Origin of the sequence: Microbacterium sp. NPDC087665, assembly GCF_044743285.1 — a bacterium.
GTDB lineage: Bacteria > Actinomycetota > Actinomycetes > Actinomycetales > Microbacteriaceae > Microbacterium.
In genome coordinates, this window is record NZ_JBIUWD010000003.1 from 318947 (window position 1) to 333738 (window position 14792).

Consider the following 14792-nt stretch of genomic DNA (forward strand, 5'->3'; position numbering starts at 1 on the left):
CCTTTGTAGTGATGTGCTTCGTGATGTGTTGTGTCGTGAGGTGCGTTGCGGTGATGCGCTGTGCGCGAAGGGGCGCGGGGCGGTGGGACGGGCGTCTGCTCAGAGGGAGAGCAGCACCTTCGCCGAGGCGGACGAGTCGCGAGCGAGCTCGAACGCCCGGACGGCGTCGGTGGCGGGGATGACGTGCGAGATGACGGGGTCGAGAGCATCCGACTCGGCGAGCATCGCGACGGCGTCGTCGATCTCGGTCGAGAAGCGGAAGGCGCCGCGGATCGTCAGCTCTTTGGCGAGCAGCGGGGCGAGGTTCACGCCGATCTCGGCGTTCGCGAGCATGCCGACCTGCACGATCGTGCCCGCACGGCGCGCCGCGCGCACCGCCTGGGTCAGGGCCACACCGACGCCGGAGCATTCGAAGACGACGTCGTACGACTCGTTCTCGATCGTGTCGCGGCCGACGAGGGCGAGCTCGGTGGCACCGAGGGACTGTGCGCGGTCGAGGGGTTCTGCGCGCACGTCGCTCGCGCCGACGACGGCGGCGCCCGCGTGCACGGCGGCCGCGACCACGAGCAGGCCGATGGGACCCGCGCCGATCACGAGAACCCGGCGGCCGGTGATGTCGCCCGCGAGGCTCACGGCGTGCAGCGCGACGGCGAGCGGCTCGGCGAGGGCAGCACGCTCGAGGGGCAGACCCTCGGGGAGCACGCGCACCATATGGTCTTCGACGATGAGCAGTTCGGATGCTCCGCCCTGACGATGCGGGTCGGCGGCGGCGCTGCCGAGGTAGTCGCCGCCGGCGCGCAGGTGCGGGCGGTCTTCGAGGCCGGGCACGGAGGCGCCGTAGCGGGCCGGGTGCACGGTCACGGGGGTGCCCGGTGCCAGGCGGCCGGAGGGGTCGAGGTCGACGACGCCGGAGAGCTCGTGACCGGGGGTCAGCGGCTCGCGGATCGTGTATTCGCCGTTGGCGCCGTGGAAGTAGTAGTGCAGGTCGGATCCGCAGATGCCGACGAAGCCGACGCGCAGCCGCACCTCTCCGTCGCGGGGCTCGGGGGCCTCGCGGTCTTCCCAGCGGATGTCTTCCTTGCCGTGGATGGCGAGCGACTTCATGGTCAGCCCTCCTTCGTGTGTAGGGCGGTGGGTGTGGAGGTGGCTGTCGTGAGCTCGGACGAGCCCGCCTGCGCGGCCGAGACCGCGTCGGCGATGGCGGCGTCGACGCCGCGGCGCTGGATGATGTCTGCGAGTTCGCCCACTCGCACGATGAAAGCATCCTGATGCGCCAGGTCGGTGCCGAACAGCTGCAGGTCGGTGATGACGCGGCGGGCGAGTTCGCCGCCGTCGCGCACGGTGGCCGCGATCGTTGCGAGGCGCTCGCGCGCCGCGTCGGTCATCGCGGCGGCATGCGCGCCGGGGTCGAAGCCGGGGAGGGGCGCGAGGCACGAGAGGTATCCGGCGACGGTGAGGGCGATGAGGTGCGGCATCTGCCCGCGGCTCAGGGCCTGCATCGCGGGCTCGGGGATGCGCTGGCGCAGCTTCACCGACCCGTCGGTGCCGACCTGGCTGGTGCGGTGGCCGAGGGCGCTGTTGCCCCAGCGCTCGAACAGCTGCGTCTCGTAGTCGCGGATGTCGACGCCGGAGGGCACCTCGACCGACGGCTCGTATTCGCTGCGCATGACGGTGCGCGCAGCATCCTCGATCTCGCCCAGGCCGATGGCCTCGGGGATCGTCGCGACGCCGCGGAGCGCGCCCAGGTAGGCGATGAGCGAGTGCGTGCCGTTGAGCAGACGCACCTTCATCTGCTCGTAGCGGCCGACCTCGTTCGTGAAGACGGCGCCGCCGGCCTCCCAGGTGGGGCGTCCGCCGGCGAACCGGTCTTCGATGGCCCACATCGTGAACGGTTCGCCGGGAACGGGGATGCCGTCGCGGGCGCCGAGCAGCGTCGCGACCTCGTCGCGCAGCTGCGCGGTGGTCGACGGCACGATGCGATCGACCATGCTCGACGGGAAGGTCACCTCCCGGTCGAGGTAGGCGAGGGTGTCGGATGCTTCGCCGCCGGGCAGAGCCGAGAGGAACTCGCGCACGAGCTTCTCGGTGTGGGCGCCGTTGGCGGAGAGGTTGTCGCAGCTGAGGATCGAGAGGGGCTCTCCGCCGGCGGCGGAGCGCGCCTGCAGACCGCGGGCGAGCTGACCGATCGTCGAGCGCGGGGCGCCGCCCGCGAGGTCGGCGCGCACGATCGGGTCGTCGAGGTCGAGGTGCTGGGTGGCGGGGGAGTAGCTGTAGCCGTTCTCGGTGACGGTGAGGGTGACGATGCGGATGCCCGGGGCGGCGAGGTGGGTGACCACGCGTTCGGGCTGGTCGGCGGCGACGAAGGCGTCGGTGTGCACGCCGGGGATCGCGAGCGAGGTGCCGGCCGGGGAGATGGTGGCGACCGAGTAGAGGAAGTCCTGGGCGTGCATCGCGTCGACGACGGTGCGCGAGCGGGAGGCGACACCGATGATGCCCCAGTCTCCGCCGTTCTGCTCGATGGCGGCGGCGGTGTACATGGCCTGGTGCGCACGGTGGAAGCTGCCGAGTCCGAGGTGCAGGATGCCGGCACCAGAGGGGGTGACCTGCGGGGTCGTGGCTGCGGGGGTGGCGCGGCTCAGGATCCGGAGATCGGCGTTGATCGTCATGTAAAGCAGTGTGTATGAGTTGTACAAACTTGTCAAGCCACTTTCAGGTGGGGTGGGGTGTCATAGGATTGCGGCGAAGCGGGAGGGCGAACGTGGCAGCGACATTGACAGACGTGGCGAAGCGCGCAGGCGTGTCGATCGCCACGGCATCCCGCGCCTTCGGCGAACCCGACCGTCTCGCCCCCAGCACCCTCTCGCGCGTGCTCGAAGCGGCGACCGACATGGGCTACGCCAACCCGCAGGCCGGCACCGCCACCCGCACCATCGGCGTCATGGTGCCCGACGTCGCGAACCCCGTCTACGGCATGCTCCTCAAGGCGATCCAGGGGCAGGCCTGGCACGGACGCCACCGCATCGTGCTCTTCGACGCCGACGAAGATCTGCGCCGCGAGCGCGAGCAGATCGAACAGGCGCGCAAGCTCGACGGCATGCTGCTGTGCTCGCCCCGCCTGCCCGATGACGAGGTGATCGCCCTGATCGGCGGCACCCCCGCCGTCGTCGTCAACCGTCAGATCGACGGCGTGCCCTGCGTGCTCATGGATGCCGAGCACGGTCCGAGTCAGGCCATCGAGCACCTCGTCGCCCTCGGACACCAGCACATCGCCTACGCTTCCGGCCCCCGCGGCTCCTGGGCCGACGCGCGACGATTCGACACGATCGCTGCGGCGTGCGAGCGCCACGGCATCCGCCTCACCCGCCTCAGCCATCACGCGGCATCCATCCAGGGCGGGCGGGCCGCCGCCGCGCTCGCCGCAGCCAGTGGTGCCACGGCCGTCGTCGCCTACAACGACCTCGTCGCCCTCGGCCTCGAAGCCGGCATGCTCGAACTCGGACGCACCTGCCCCGACGACATCAGCCTCGTCGGCATCGACGACATCGACCTCGCAGGCGCCGTCACCCCCGGGCTCACCACCGTGCAGATGCCCATCGAACGCAGTGGAGCCCTCGGTGTCGACCTGCTGCTGCAGGCCATCTCGGGCGTGGTGATCGGCGAGGTCGCGACGCTCGGCTCGCAGCTGATCGTGCGCGCGTCGACCGCGGCGCCGCGCGCGAGCTGACGACGCCCGACGCTGTCAAGCCCTTCCCGCGCGCCCGTGTTTCCGGGATCATGAGGCGGGACGGCGTCATCGGATGCCGGAAGGAGCACACGCATGAGCATCGGAACCGGAATCTTCTTGTTCGTGGTCGGCGCGATCCTCACCTTCGCGCTCGAGGTGAAGCTCGACTGGATCGATCTCGACCTCGTCGGCTACATCCTCATGGCCGCGGGCGTCGTGATCTTCTTGATCGGCATCATCATGCTGATCACGCGCCGCAGCCGCGCGCGCAGCACGACGGTCGTCGAGGACGACCGGATCTGACCGCGCCGCGTTTCACGACGTTCACCTGCAGGGAGAGAACCCACCTGCAGGGAGGTCTCATCGAGAACTCCCTGCCCGTGGGTTTTCTCCCTGCAGGGTGAGGGTCAGTTCGAGATGCCCATATCGGGGTCGACGTTCGTCTCGTCGCCCTGCTCGAGCGGGTCGAGTTCTTCACCCTCGCGGTCGTCGGCGTCGTGGTCTTCGCCGTCGTCGGCGGTGAATACCTTCTCGCCGGGGGCCGTGGCGGCGGCCGCGTCGAAGGGGCCCGAGTCGTCGGGGTAGGTCTGGGGGTCGCTCATGGTGAGTCCTCTCGGTCGGATGCTCGGTTCACGAGCACTTCGGTCCAGGCGGATGCTCGGCCCGAGGGTTTCCAGCATCGCGCCGTTCGCCCGGAAGCGCCTGCCCATTGACAGGTGTGACGCTGGCAGGTCTGCGGGGCGGCCTACAGGGTCGCGAGAAACGCCGAGATGTCGTCGGCGAGCAGGGCTGGTTCCTCGTGTGGTGCGAAATGCCCGCCGCGCGGCATGACCGTGTAGCGCGTCACGGCATAGCTGCGCTCGGCCCAGCTTCGGGGTGGCGAGGCGAGGTCGTGCGGGAAGAGGGCGACCGCCGTCGGCACGGTCACCTGGGCGACGCGCGTCGTGAATCCGGCTGCGTACTCGTAGTACGGGCGGAACGACGTGCCGATCGCGTTCGTGAACCAGTAGACCGACGCGAGCGTCAGCAGGTAGTCGTCGCTGAATCGTGTCGAGACGTCGCCCTCGCAGTCGCTCCAGGCGCGATGCTTCTCGAAGATCCAGGACAGGAGGCCCGCGGGGGAATCGGATACCGCGGGAGCGAGCGTGAGGGGCCGGGTCTGCTGCTCGTGCTGGTAGCCTCCCTCTGCCGCGATCCATGTCTGCGTACGCTCGAGGTGAGCCTGCTCCTCCGGACTGAGCGTCGACGCGTCCAGGTGCAGCGGGGCCGCGACCGATAGCAGGTGGATGCCGGCGACGGAGTCCGGGTAGGCCTGCGCGAGCCGCGAGGTGATGCCTGCGCCGAGGTCGCCGCCGTGCGCGGCGAATCGCGAGAACCCCAGACGCTCGGTCATGAGTCGATGCCAGAGATCGTGCGTCTCGTCGGCGAGTGACGGACGCTGGGGTGAGAACGGCAGTCCCGGGAGGGCGGGAACGATCACGGTGGACCCCTGTGTCGCATCGCCGCCGAACATCGACGGCGTCGACAGCCGCCGCGCGACCTCGACCAGTTCGAGAGCGGTGCTCGGCCATCCGTTCGTCAGAACGATCGGCAGACCAGTACCCGAGGGTTCGGCGTCGAATCGCAGGTAGGCGAGCGGTGTGCCGTCGATATCGGCCCAGTGCCACGGAAGCGCCTCGATCTGCTCCTGCTGAGCTGCCCAATCGAAGTCATCGGCCCAGTAGTCGACGAGGCGCCGCAGCTCGGTGAGGTCGGTGCCGGCCTCCCAAGTCGTCTCCGGCCATGCCGCGGGCCAGCGTGTGTCGCGCAGCCGGCGCCGCAGGTCGGTGAGGTCGTCCGCGGTGACGGGGAAGGGGGAGTGGTCGGGCACGGTGTCGCCTCCGGAAGGATCGAGATGTCGTTTCGACGCTATCCGTGAATCGTCGGTCGTAGGCGGTGCTGCGCAGATTTGGAAGGAAGGGCCCTACGCTGAGGCGATGTCCGAGCAACCCGCCACCTCACCCGGCGCCTCGCCCACGCTGGACGACCTCCGCGAACGGATCGATTCCGTGGATCGACGAATGGTCGAACTCATCGCCGAGCGTCAGGATCTCGTCATCGCCGCCGGGGCGCTCAAGCGTGATGAGGACGCGGTGCGCGCGCCGGTTCGTGTCGAGCAGGTGATCGCGAAGGTCCGGTCGCTCGCGCAGGATGCGGGCGCGTCTCCGGATGTCGTGGAGCGCACGTACCGAGCGCTGATCGCGGCGTTCATCGATCTCGAACTCGAGCGCCATCGCGCCGGCTGAGTTCACCGGGCATACCGGTCGTCAGCCCGCGCACACCTCGAAGACGTACTCCTCGTCGTCGGGCGTGACCAGGTCGCGGTCGCGCAGCACCATCGACGCGGGCGAGTCGGGGTTGGCGCACATCTCGGCGAACGACCGCGGCAGCTCGTCGGCGTACTCGATGTCGATCACGGCGTCGCCGTAGACGTCGGTGAAGGCGGCGCACTCCTCGTAGGCCGCGCACTCCTCGGTGACGGCGAAGTCGAATCCGGCCTCGTCGCGCAGTACCGCGGCGTCCTCCGCGGCGTTCTTCTGGCCGGCGGCGATACCGGCGGTGTGCGCCGCGTCGACGAGCATCGCGGCGAGGGCGAGGTTGTCGTCGAGTGCGAGTGCTCCGTCGGATCGCGTGTACGAATCGAGGTTGTCGAACTCGATCGCGTCGAATCCGGCATCCGCGCATCCTTCGATCCAGGGTGTGACGAGCGCGGCGATGCGCTCCCGCCGATCCGCGGTCGAGGTGTCGACGAGGACTTCGTCGGGCCAGTCCGGGTCGAACACGGGCGCGCCGTCGCGCTGCAGCAGCAGGTCGTCGTCCCACAGGTCGAGTTCGCCCGGCTGCGTCTGGAATCCGTTCACGTAGCAGATCGAGTACACGCCCTCGGCGGGGTCGGCCGCGCGGTCGCGCCCGACGACCCCCACTGCGGATGCCGGGGCGTACGCGCCGCCCAGCTGATAGTCGGGCACGGCGCCGGCGGGCGGCGCGGTCCAGGAGACGGATGCCGGGGCATCCGTTCCTCCTGTCCCCGTGCATCCCGCGAGCAGCAGGGGGATCGCGAGGACGGAGAGGAGGCGAGCGCGCATTCCAGCAACCTACCCGCAGACCTCGCCCCGAAGAACTTCGGGGCGACGGGAATGCGGATGCCGCGTGCACGGTTCGTCTACATGCAATTGCATGTAACTCCGGAAGGATCACCCATGACCACCACCTATGACGTCGGCTTCCTCGTCGGCAGCATCTCGTCGACCTCGATCAACCGCCGCCTGTCGAAGGCCCTCGTGAAGCTCGCGCCGCAGGCCGGCCTGAACCTCACCGAGATCCCCCTCGCCGATCTGCCGTTCTACTCGGCCGACAACGACGGGGCGATCCCGGCCGAGGCCGCGACGTTCAAGAAGGCGATCGAGGCGTCCGACGCGATCATCGTGATCACGCCCGAGTACAACCGCTCGGTGCCCGGCGTGCTGAAGAACGCCCTCGACACGGCGAGCCGCCCCTGGGGGCAGAACAGCTTCGCCGGCAAGCCGTCGGCCGTCATCGGTGCCTCGGTCGGCGCCATCGGCACCGCCGTCGCCCAGCAGCACCTGCGCTCGATCCTCTCGTTCCTCGCGTCGCCCGAGCTCTCGCAGCCGGAGGCCTACGTGCACCTGCGCGAGGGCCTGATCACCGACGACGGCGAGGTCACCGACGAGTCGACGACCGAGTTCCTCCTGTCGTGGCTCACCGCCGTGCACACGCACATCGCGAAGACGCTCAGCCCCGTCAGCTGATCCCGTCGTCTCGAAAGGGCCTGTGACCGTCGGTCGCAGGCCCTTCCCTCATTCGGGGCTGGTCATCGCGCGGACGGTGTGGCACGCTGTTAGTTAGTTCCACTAACAATGCTCGTGGTGGAAATAGTTATCACCGTGAACGCCGAAGTGAACGAGGACTCGATGTTGAGAAGATCCACCGCCGCCGCGACCGCCGCCCTGTTGATGCTCGCCCTCCCGGCGACGGCCGCCGCGGCCGCTCCCGACGAGGAGCCCCTGTACAAGTTCGTCAAGGATGCGGCAGGAGCCTACGGCTACGGCACCGACGCGGTCGAGACCTACCCCGCCTCGGGGGAGCAGGTCTCGATCCCGACCACGCTGGAACCCGAGAACCGGCGCTTCTCGAGCGCCTGGGTGGGCACCATCGGCAACCTCAACTTCGGCAAGCCCGCGGATGCCGCCGACTTCGACGCGAAGTACGCCACCGTGCTCGACGACTTCGAGTCGTGGAACATGAACGCGGTGATCTTCCAGGTGCGCCCGCTGCTCGACTCCTACTACCCGTCGGCGCTCAACCCCTGGTCGGAGTTCCTCGGGGGTCCCCAGGGCACCGACCCCGGATACGACCCGCTGCAGAAGATGGTCGACGCGACGCACGAGCGCGGCATGGAGTTCCACGCGTGGCTCAACCCGTACCGCGTGACCAACACCAAGATGACGGCCGCCTCGACGCTCACCGCCCTCGGGCTCACGGCCGAGCAGGTGAAGGCGCTGACGATTCCCGAGTACATCGCGGCGCTCAACACGGCCGGCATCCTCGCCGACGACAACTTCGCGGTGCAGCACCCCGACTGGGTGCTCTCGTTCGAGGAGAAGCTCTTCCTCGACCCCGGCCAGCCCGAGGTGCCCGCGTACGTGGCCGCATCCGTCGCCGAGATCGTCGAGAACTATGACGTCGACGCGATCCACTTCGACGACTACTTCTACCCGTACCGGATCACGGTCGACGGCGTGAACGTCTTCTTCGGAGCGCAGGGAGAAGACCGCGCGACCTTCGAGGAGTTCGGCCTCACCGCCGGCTACCCCGACACCCAGGCCGGTATCGAGGCCTGGCGCCGTGACAACATCACGGGGCTCGTGACGCAGGTCGGCGATGTGATCGACACGCACAATGCGGATGCCGGCACCGCCGTGCAGCTGGGCATCAGCCCCTTCGGCATCTGGGAGCACAAGGCCCTCGACCCGGCCGGGTCGAACACCCCCATCGGGTCGTCGCAGACGTACAGCAACGCCGTGTTCGCCGACACCCGCGGCTGGGTGCAGGACGAGATCATCGACTACCTCACCCCGCAGATCTACTGGAGCTTCGACCAGGCCGCCGCGCCCTACGGTGAGCTCGCGCAGTGGTGGAGCGACACGGTCGCCGACAGCCGCACCCAGGTCTACGTGGGGCATGCGCTCTACAAGCACGTCAACAACGGCGGCTGGGAAGCCGCGTGGATGAACCCCGAAGAGGTGCCCAACCAGATCCGCTTCAACCAGAAGCTCGACGGCATCGACGGCAGCGTGCTCTTCAGCTACAACGACATGAAGGCGAGCGATCTCGCCGCACTGCCGGCCGATCAGCAGCCGCGCCACCAGGCGAAGAACACCGCGATCGACCTGTTGAAGGCCGAGGCGTTCGCGCACCCGACGATCGTCCCGGCGAAGCCGTGGCTGTCCGACGGCGAGGTTGCGGCGCCCATCGACCTGGCGGTCAAGGACGGACGCCTCACCTGGCAGGCGGGCGACACCGACGAGGCGCGTCAGTACGCGATCTACCGCGGCACCGGAACGGCTGACGAGATCGTGGCCGCACCCGGTTCGCTCGTCGACACGGTCTGGGCCGGCGGCTCTGCGGAGCTCGGGTACGACATTCCGGCGGCGGCGGATGCGCCGGCGGATGCCGCGGCTCGCGCCGCGGGTGACACCTGGGTCGTGACGGCGCTCGACGCCGCAGCGGTCGAGAGCTCCGCGGTCGCCGTCGCCGCACCGGTGGATCCGGTGGATCCGGTCGACCCCGTGGACCCGGTCGACCCGGGGACGCCCGGAACCGGCAACGGTTCGGGTTCGGGTTCGGGTTCGGGCGGAGCATCCGCCCCCAACGCCCAGGACGGGCTCGCGACGACCGGCGGGGACGTGCCGGCTGTCGCCCTGTTCCTGGCCGGCGGAATGCTCGCCGCCGGTGCCGCGATGGCGGGTGCAGCTGCACTGCGCCGCCGTCACCGCACCACGGACTGAGCGCTCCGCCCCGCTGCGGGATCGATATGTCACGCCCGGAGACCCGGGAACGTGACATATCGATCCCGCAGGATTCCTAGCCCGCGGGATTCTCAGGCGGCGGGGGGAGCGTCGGGCGCCGGAGCTGCGGCTTCGGGAGCGACGCCGTCTTCGACCTCGACCGGGTTGCGGCGGATGCCGATCCACGACACGACCGCACCGAGCACCAGGAGCGCCGCAGTGACCCAGGCCGCGCTGTGGAATCCGTCGAGGTCGAGTGCGCCGCCGACGATCGTCGACAGCATCGCGACGACCAGTAGCCCGGCCACGCGAGCGACCGCGTTGTTGACGGCCGAGGCGATGCCGGAGTGCTCCTGGTCGATCGCACCGAGGATCGCCGCGGTCAGCGGGGCGACCGTGAGCGAGAGGCCGAGGCCCATCACGATCATCGCCGGCAGCACCTGCCACCAGTAGTCGAAGTTCTCGCCCACCGACAGCAGCATGAGCGCACCGCCCGCCATGATCGCGGGCCCGATCGTCATGAAGATGCGGGGACCCCACTTGCCGGCCCAGGCACCCGCGCGGGAGCTGACCAGGATCATGAGGATCGTCATCGGCAGGCTCGCGAGCCCGGCCGCTGTGGCGGTGAGTCCGGCGCCCTGCTGCAGGTACACGCCCACGACGAAGCCGTTGAGCGAGAGCGCGGCGTAGACGAAGAGGGTGGCCAGGTTGCCCCAGGCGAAGTCGCGCGCCCGGAACAGCGACAGCGGCATGAGGGGTGCGGGTGAGGTGCGCTGCCGCAGCAGGAAGAACACGAACAGTGCGGCCCCCGCGATGCCGGGGATCCAGATGGCGGGCGATGCCCAGCCGAGGTTCGGCTGCTCGATGAGGGCGAAGACGACGGCGCCGAGGCCGATCGCGCACAGCGCCCCGCTGAACCAGTCGACACGGCGGCCGCTCGGATGCTCGGGCAGACGCAGCCGCGCCAGCAGGATGAGCGTCACCGCGATCGGGAAGACGTTGATGAGGAACACGAACCGCCACGACAGGTAGTCGACGAACAGACCGCCGAGAAGGGGCCCGACCAGCTGGGCGGCCGTGGTGAAGGCCGTCCACACGCCGATCGCCCGCGACTGCACGTCGGAGCGCATGGTCGCGGTGATGAGCGCGAGCGAACTGGGCACGAGCAGCGCTCCGGCGGCTCCCTGCGCGGCGCGGGCGATGATGAGCACGAGGGGGTCGGGCGCCGCCGCCACGGCGATCGACGCGATGCCGAAGGCGATGAGTCCCACGCGCATCACGAGCACACGGCCGTAAGCGTCGGACACCGATCCGGCCAGCAGGATCAGCGCGCTCAGCGTGATCAGGTAGGCGTCGACGACCCACTGCTGCGTGGTGATGCCCCCGCCGAGTTCGCGGCTGATCGCGGGCAGCGCCACGTTGACCACGGTGCCGTCGAGGAACGTGACGAACGACGCGAGCACCGCGATGGTGATGACGAGGCGTTGGAGCGGGGCGAAACGGGGCACAGGCTGACATTACTCCCGGCCACGGACGCGCGGGTCGGATGCCGGAACTCAGGCGAGAGCGTCGGTCTCCGGGGCCACCGCCGCAGCCACCGCCGCCGGATCCGTGCTCGTGCGATACAGCGCGCTCAGACCCGGCAGGCCGTGCTGCGCGTAGGCGCGCTCCTGCCGCTGCGCCCCGGTGCCCTCGGCCCGGATGCGTGCGAGACGATCGGCCACGAACTCCGCGTCGCCGTGCTGTTGCAGCACCGGTCCCGCGACGTCGAGCAGCCGCGCGACGACGGCCCAGGCATCCGCCACCTCTCCCGTCGTGGGGTCGAGGAGCCGAGCGTCCATCCCGCGTCGAGCGGCCGTCCACAGCGAGGCGTCGATCGCGTCGACAGTGCTCGCACCGGCACTGCGTGAGTCGACCCCGTCCGCGACCCCGAGCCCGTCGCCGAGTACCGCCGCGCGCACGAGCGCGGCCAGCAGAAGGATGTCGTCGACGTCGAGCTGCGCATCGCAGATGCGCACCTCGACCGTCGGGAAGCGCTCCGAGATGCGCACGCCCCACGACAGCGACGAGGGGTCGGTGATCGCGCCGACCGCGATCAGCTGCTCCACCTGCGCGCGGTAGTCGTCGAGGTCGTGGAAGTGCGGCGGGGTCCACGAGGCGGGCAGACGCCGGATCAGGATGCTCCGCCAGCTCGCGAAGCCCGAGGGCAGCCCCTCGGCGAACGGGCTGTTGCCCGAGAGGGCGAGGAGGGCGGGAAGCCAGCCGCGCACCCGGTTGAGCGCGCGCACCCGCTCTTCGGCGTCGGGAACCTCGACGTGCACGTGCAGGCCGTTCACGACGTGCCCGCGGGTGATGTGCGCGAGCTGCGCGGCGACGGCGTCGTAGTGCGCAGACGACGAGACGGCGAGGGAGCGGGTGGTGGCCAGCGGCGTGCCCGTCGACGCGACCACGGCGTGCAGCGGAGCGGCATGCGCGCCGAGAGAGGCCCGCAGATCGTGCAGTTGGGCGGCGGCATCCGCTCTCGTGTCGACCGGACCGGTCGCGCACTCGAGCTGGCACGTGAGGAACTCGGGCATCACCTGACCGATGCTGTGCGGCGCGGTGATGCGTGAGACGGTCTCTGCACTCATCGCGAGCGGAACCAGGGTGTCCTCGTCGAGCAGAACGAACTCCTCCTCGATCCCGATGCGCGCCACCGTCGTCGCCTAGTGGTTTCGCAACAGGGAGATGAGGTCGGCTTTGCGCTTGCCGCTGTAGCCGGTGAGTCCGAGTTCCTTCGCGCGGGCGCGCAGCTCGGCGACGGTCCAGTCCTCGTAGTCGCCGTGCTCTCCGCCCCGGCGTCCGACAGCGCTGCGTCCTTCTCTGGCCGCGGCGTTCGAGATGCGGGCGGCCTTCTCCTTCGAGGCGCCGTCGTCTCGCAGCTTCTCGTAGAGCGCGGGATCTTTCAGCGAATTATTAGCTCTTCCGGGCATGATTCTCTCCTCGCCATGGCATCACGGAGGTGTCCGCGTCAACCCCCTCCGGTGCAAACGCCCTGTTCGCTACGTTGGGTATACCGACAATGGGGCGCCCCAGCCCCGAACAGAAGGGAAGACGGATGAACATCCTCCTCATCATCGTCATCGTCATCGCCGTGATCCTCGCGATCACCGGTGGACTCGTTAACTCGTTGCAGTTCCTGCTCTGGGTGGGACTCGTCCTGCTCGCGATCGCCGTGATCGCCTGGTTGATCCGATCGATCACCGGCAGCCGCCGCAGCTGATCCAGTAGCTGAGATACAGAGAAGGCCCGCCCGAGTGGCGGGCCTTCTCTGTGTGCGGGAACCGCGCCCGAAAGCGTCAGCTTCCCGACGGATCAGTTCTTGCCGAACGCATCCTTGATGCTCTCGCCGGCCTTCTGGGCGGCATCCTTCACGTTCTCGCCCGCCTGCTTGGCGGAGGCCTTGACCTGGTCGGACTGGCCCTCTGCTTCGAGCTCTTCGTTGTCCGTGGCCTTGCCCAGGCCTTCCTTGACCTTCCCGGTCGCCTTCTCGGCGGAGTTGTTGATATCTGCGGCGCTCATAGCGTCATTCCTCTCGTCTGGGGGTCGATGAGGATGCCACCATCCCACCGCGCGCGGGGTACGGCCACGGGATTGACAACCGCCCCCGAACGTGGCATCTCCCGGGCCGGCCATCGCCGGTCCGAACCCGACGTCCGCGCCCCTCGGCCGAACGACCCGCCGTGCGCACCGCACATTCATGTCGTCCCGGCATGGACCGATGACACATGGTCGTGCCTCGTCCGCGCTGTCCACACTGAGCTATCGCACACAACACGACAGATCGGGTGGTCATGGAGAACTTCGAGGTGGCAGTGGTCGGAATGGGCGCGTTGGGCAGTGCTGCCGCGTACCACCTGGCCCGGCGCGGAGCGAACGTCGTGGCCTTCGAGCAGTACGAGCTCGGCCACGTGCGCGGCGCCTCGCACGACACCTCCCGCATCGTGCGCACCTCCTACGGCGCCCCCGAATATGTGCGCCTCGCGCAGTCCGCCTACCGCGACTGGGCCGACCTCGAGCAGGAGTCCGGCGAGCGCCTGCTGACCATCACCGGCGGCGTCATCTTCATCCCCACCGACGGTCCGTACTCGGCCTCCGACTTCACCGCCGCGCTCACCGAGTGCGACGTGCCCCACGAACTGCTCACCCCCGCCGAGGTGCACGCCCGCTGGCCGCAGTTCCGCCTGCCCGAGAACGTCGAGACCGTCTACACGCCCGACTCCGGCATCGCGCACGCCTCGCGCACCGTCGCGACGCTGCAGCTGCGTGCCCGCGCCCTGGGCGCCGACATCCGCGACCGCACCGCCGTCGAGGCGCTGATCCCCGATGGCGACGCCGTGATCGTGCGCACCGCGAACGGCGACGTGCGGGCGAAGAAGGTCGTGCTGGCGGCGGATGCCTGGGCCAACACGCTCCTCGAGCCGCTCGGCGCGGCGATCCCGCTCGACATCATGCAGGAGCAGGTCACCTACTTCCACCCCGAGGACCCCGCCCCGCTGGGCACCGACACCCTGCCGGTGTGGATCTGGGAGGACGACGAGTGCTACTACGGCTTCCCGACCTTCGGCGAACCGACGGTCAAGGCCGCGCGCGACGTCTCCGAGAACCGGATGACCCCCGAGAACCGCACGTTCGTGCCCTCGCGCAAGCTCGCCGACGAGCTCGGCGAGTTCGTGAACGGTCTGCTGCCGGGCGCCGGACCCGAGCTGCGCACCGTGACCTGCCAGTACGCGCTCACGCCCGACCGCCGCTTCGTGCTCGGACCCCTGCCGGAGCATCCTGACGTGATCGTGGCGCTCTCGGCCGGCCACGGCTTCAAGTTCACCCCCGCGTTCGGCCGCATCCTCGCCGAGCTCGCGCTCGACGGCGAGACGACCGACGACATCGCATCGTTCGCCGTACCCGGCTCGCGCGACGAGCCCCTCGTGGGCGCCGGGCCCATCCCGACGCACTGACCCGAG

General features: G+C 69.5%; 16 protein-coding genes. 7 read left to right on the forward strand and 9 right to left on the reverse strand.

Annotation, left to right across the window (positions count from 1 at the left end):
* Positions 1-99: 99 nt before the first annotated feature.
* A complete protein-coding gene (locus ACIOSY_RS08265) occupies positions 100-1104 on the reverse strand; it encodes an L-idonate 5-dehydrogenase (RefSeq protein ID WP_400851883.1) in 1005 nt (334 codons plus the stop codon).
* A 2-nt stretch (positions 1105-1106) separates the two neighbouring features.
* Positions 1107-2666, reverse strand: coding sequence for a mannitol dehydrogenase family protein (locus ACIOSY_RS08270; protein ID WP_400851886.1), 1560 nt, complete (start codon positions 2664-2666; stop codon positions 1107-1109).
* 113 nt (positions 2667-2779) lie between these two features.
* Here ACIOSY_RS08270 and ACIOSY_RS08275 point away from each other — a divergent pair, with 113 nt between their 5' ends.
* Together ACIOSY_RS08275 and ACIOSY_RS08280 are read left to right on the forward strand one after the other, a co-directional pair.
* Entirely contained in the window at positions 2780-3724 is a 945-nt protein-coding gene (locus ACIOSY_RS08275) for a LacI family DNA-binding transcriptional regulator (protein ID WP_400851889.1), read from the forward strand.
* Positions 3725-3817: 93 nt separating this feature from the next.
* Positions 3818-4027 carry a DUF6458 family protein gene (locus tag ACIOSY_RS08280; protein WP_400851892.1) on the forward strand — a complete coding sequence of 70 codons (210 nt, stop codon included), beginning with the start codon at positions 3818-3820 and terminating at the stop codon, positions 4025-4027.
* Positions 4028-4131: 104 nt separating this feature from the next.
* Here ACIOSY_RS08280 and ACIOSY_RS08285 read toward each other — a convergent pair whose 3' ends face one another.
* Complete coding sequence (locus tag ACIOSY_RS08285; RefSeq protein WP_400851894.1) at positions 4132-4326, reverse strand: hypothetical protein; 195 nt, start codon at positions 4324-4326, stop codon at positions 4132-4134.
* A 143-nt stretch (positions 4327-4469) separates the two neighbouring features.
* Entirely contained in the window at positions 4470-5594 is a 1125-nt protein-coding gene (locus tag ACIOSY_RS08290; protein WP_400851896.1) for an epoxide hydrolase family protein, read from the reverse strand.
* A gap of 106 nt (positions 5595-5700) precedes the next feature.
* On the opposite strand from ACIOSY_RS08290, the gene ACIOSY_RS08295 reads away from it, so the two are divergent.
* Positions 5701-6009, forward strand: coding sequence for a chorismate mutase (locus ACIOSY_RS08295; RefSeq protein WP_400851899.1), 309 nt, complete (start codon positions 5701-5703; stop codon positions 6007-6009).
* 21 nt (positions 6010-6030) lie between these two features.
* Here the strand turns inward: ACIOSY_RS08295 and ACIOSY_RS08300 are convergent, their stop codons facing one another.
* A complete protein-coding gene (locus ACIOSY_RS08300) occupies positions 6031-6849 on the reverse strand; it encodes an endo alpha-1,4 polygalactosaminidase (protein WP_400851902.1) in 819 nt (272 codons plus the stop codon).
* Positions 6850-6963: 114 nt separating this feature from the next.
* On the opposite strand from ACIOSY_RS08300, the gene ACIOSY_RS08305 reads away from it, so the two are divergent.
* Together ACIOSY_RS08305 and ACIOSY_RS08310 are read left to right on the forward strand one after the other, a co-directional pair.
* Positions 6964-7533 carry an NADPH-dependent FMN reductase gene (locus ACIOSY_RS08305; protein WP_400851905.1) on the forward strand — a complete coding sequence of 190 codons (570 nt, stop codon included), beginning with the start codon at positions 6964-6966 and terminating at the stop codon, positions 7531-7533.
* A 135-nt stretch (positions 7534-7668) separates the two neighbouring features.
* Entirely contained in the window at positions 7669-9792 is a 2124-nt protein-coding gene (locus ACIOSY_RS08310; protein ID WP_400851908.1) for a glycoside hydrolase family 10 protein, read from the forward strand.
* Positions 9793-9884: 92 nt separating this feature from the next.
* Here ACIOSY_RS08310 and ACIOSY_RS08315 read toward each other — a convergent pair whose 3' ends face one another.
* Genes ACIOSY_RS08315 through ACIOSY_RS08325 form a run of 3 tightly spaced genes read right to left on the reverse strand, consistent with a single transcriptional unit; the run spans position 9885 to position 12764 of the window.
* On the reverse strand, positions 9885-11300 hold the full coding sequence (locus ACIOSY_RS08315; protein WP_400851911.1) for an MFS transporter: 1416 nt from the start codon (positions 11298-11300) through the stop codon (positions 9885-9887).
* Positions 11301-11348: 48 nt separating this feature from the next.
* The gene (locus ACIOSY_RS08320) at positions 11349-12488 is read right to left on the reverse strand and encodes a YbdK family carboxylate-amine ligase (RefSeq protein ID WP_400851914.1); all 1140 of its coding nucleotides are present in this window, start codon (positions 12486-12488) and stop codon (positions 11349-11351) included.
* A 9-nt stretch (positions 12489-12497) separates the two neighbouring features.
* Positions 12498-12764 carry a Rho termination factor N-terminal domain-containing protein gene (locus tag ACIOSY_RS08325; protein WP_400851917.1) on the reverse strand — a complete coding sequence of 89 codons (267 nt, stop codon included), beginning with the start codon at positions 12762-12764 and terminating at the stop codon, positions 12498-12500.
* Between the two features lie 125 nt (positions 12765-12889).
* On the opposite strand from ACIOSY_RS08325, the gene ACIOSY_RS08330 reads away from it, so the two are divergent.
* Positions 12890-13054 (forward strand): hypothetical protein, encoded by a 165-nt coding sequence (locus tag ACIOSY_RS08330; protein ID WP_400851920.1) that lies wholly within the window; start codon positions 12890-12892, stop codon positions 13052-13054.
* 92 nt (positions 13055-13146) lie between these two features.
* Here the strand turns inward: ACIOSY_RS08330 and ACIOSY_RS08335 are convergent, their stop codons facing one another.
* Complete coding sequence (locus ACIOSY_RS08335) at positions 13147-13353, reverse strand: CsbD family protein (RefSeq protein ID WP_400851923.1); 207 nt, start codon at positions 13351-13353, stop codon at positions 13147-13149.
* Positions 13354-13625: 272 nt separating this feature from the next.
* On the opposite strand from ACIOSY_RS08335, the gene solA reads away from it, so the two are divergent.
* On the forward strand, positions 13626-14786 hold the full coding sequence (solA, locus tag ACIOSY_RS08340; RefSeq protein ID WP_400851926.1) for an N-methyl-L-tryptophan oxidase: 1161 nt from the start codon (positions 13626-13628) through the stop codon (positions 14784-14786).
* Positions 14787-14792 lie beyond the last annotated feature (6 nt).

Excerpts from the sequence above, each read along its gene's own strand:
- solA (WP_400851926.1), top strand. The coding sequence starts at position 13,626 with ATGGAGAACTTCGAGGTGGCAGTGGTCGGAATGGGCGCGTTGGGCAGT.
- ACIOSY_RS08295 (WP_400851899.1), top strand. The coding sequence starts at position 5,701 with ATGTCCGAGCAACCCGCCACCTCACCCGGCGCCTCGCCCACGCTGGAC.
- ACIOSY_RS08325 (WP_400851917.1), bottom strand. The coding sequence starts at position 12,764 with ATGCCCGGAAGAGCTAATAATTCGCTGAAAGATCCCGCGCTCTACGAG.
- ACIOSY_RS08280 (WP_400851892.1), top strand. The coding sequence starts at position 3,818 with ATGAGCATCGGAACCGGAATCTTCTTGTTCGTGGTCGGCGCGATCCTC.
- ACIOSY_RS08285 (WP_400851894.1), bottom strand. The coding sequence starts at position 4,326 with ATGAGCGACCCCCAGACCTACCCCGACGACTCGGGCCCCTTCGACGCG.
- ACIOSY_RS08300 (WP_400851902.1), bottom strand. The coding sequence starts at position 6,849 with ATGCGCGCTCGCCTCCTCTCCGTCCTCGCGATCCCCCTGCTGCTCGCG.
- ACIOSY_RS08335 (WP_400851923.1), bottom strand. The coding sequence starts at position 13,353 with ATGAGCGCCGCAGATATCAACAACTCCGCCGAGAAGGCGACCGGGAAG.
- ACIOSY_RS08330 (WP_400851920.1), top strand. The coding sequence starts at position 12,890 with ATGAACATCCTCCTCATCATCGTCATCGTCATCGCCGTGATCCTCGCG.
- ACIOSY_RS08270 (WP_400851886.1), bottom strand. The coding sequence starts at position 2,666 with ATGACGATCAACGCCGATCTCCGGATCCTGAGCCGCGCCACCCCCGCA.
- ACIOSY_RS08305 (WP_400851905.1), top strand. The coding sequence starts at position 6,964 with ATGACCACCACCTATGACGTCGGCTTCCTCGTCGGCAGCATCTCGTCG.
- ACIOSY_RS08265 (WP_400851883.1), bottom strand. The coding sequence starts at position 1,104 with ATGAAGTCGCTCGCCATCCACGGCAAGGAAGACATCCGCTGGGAAGAC.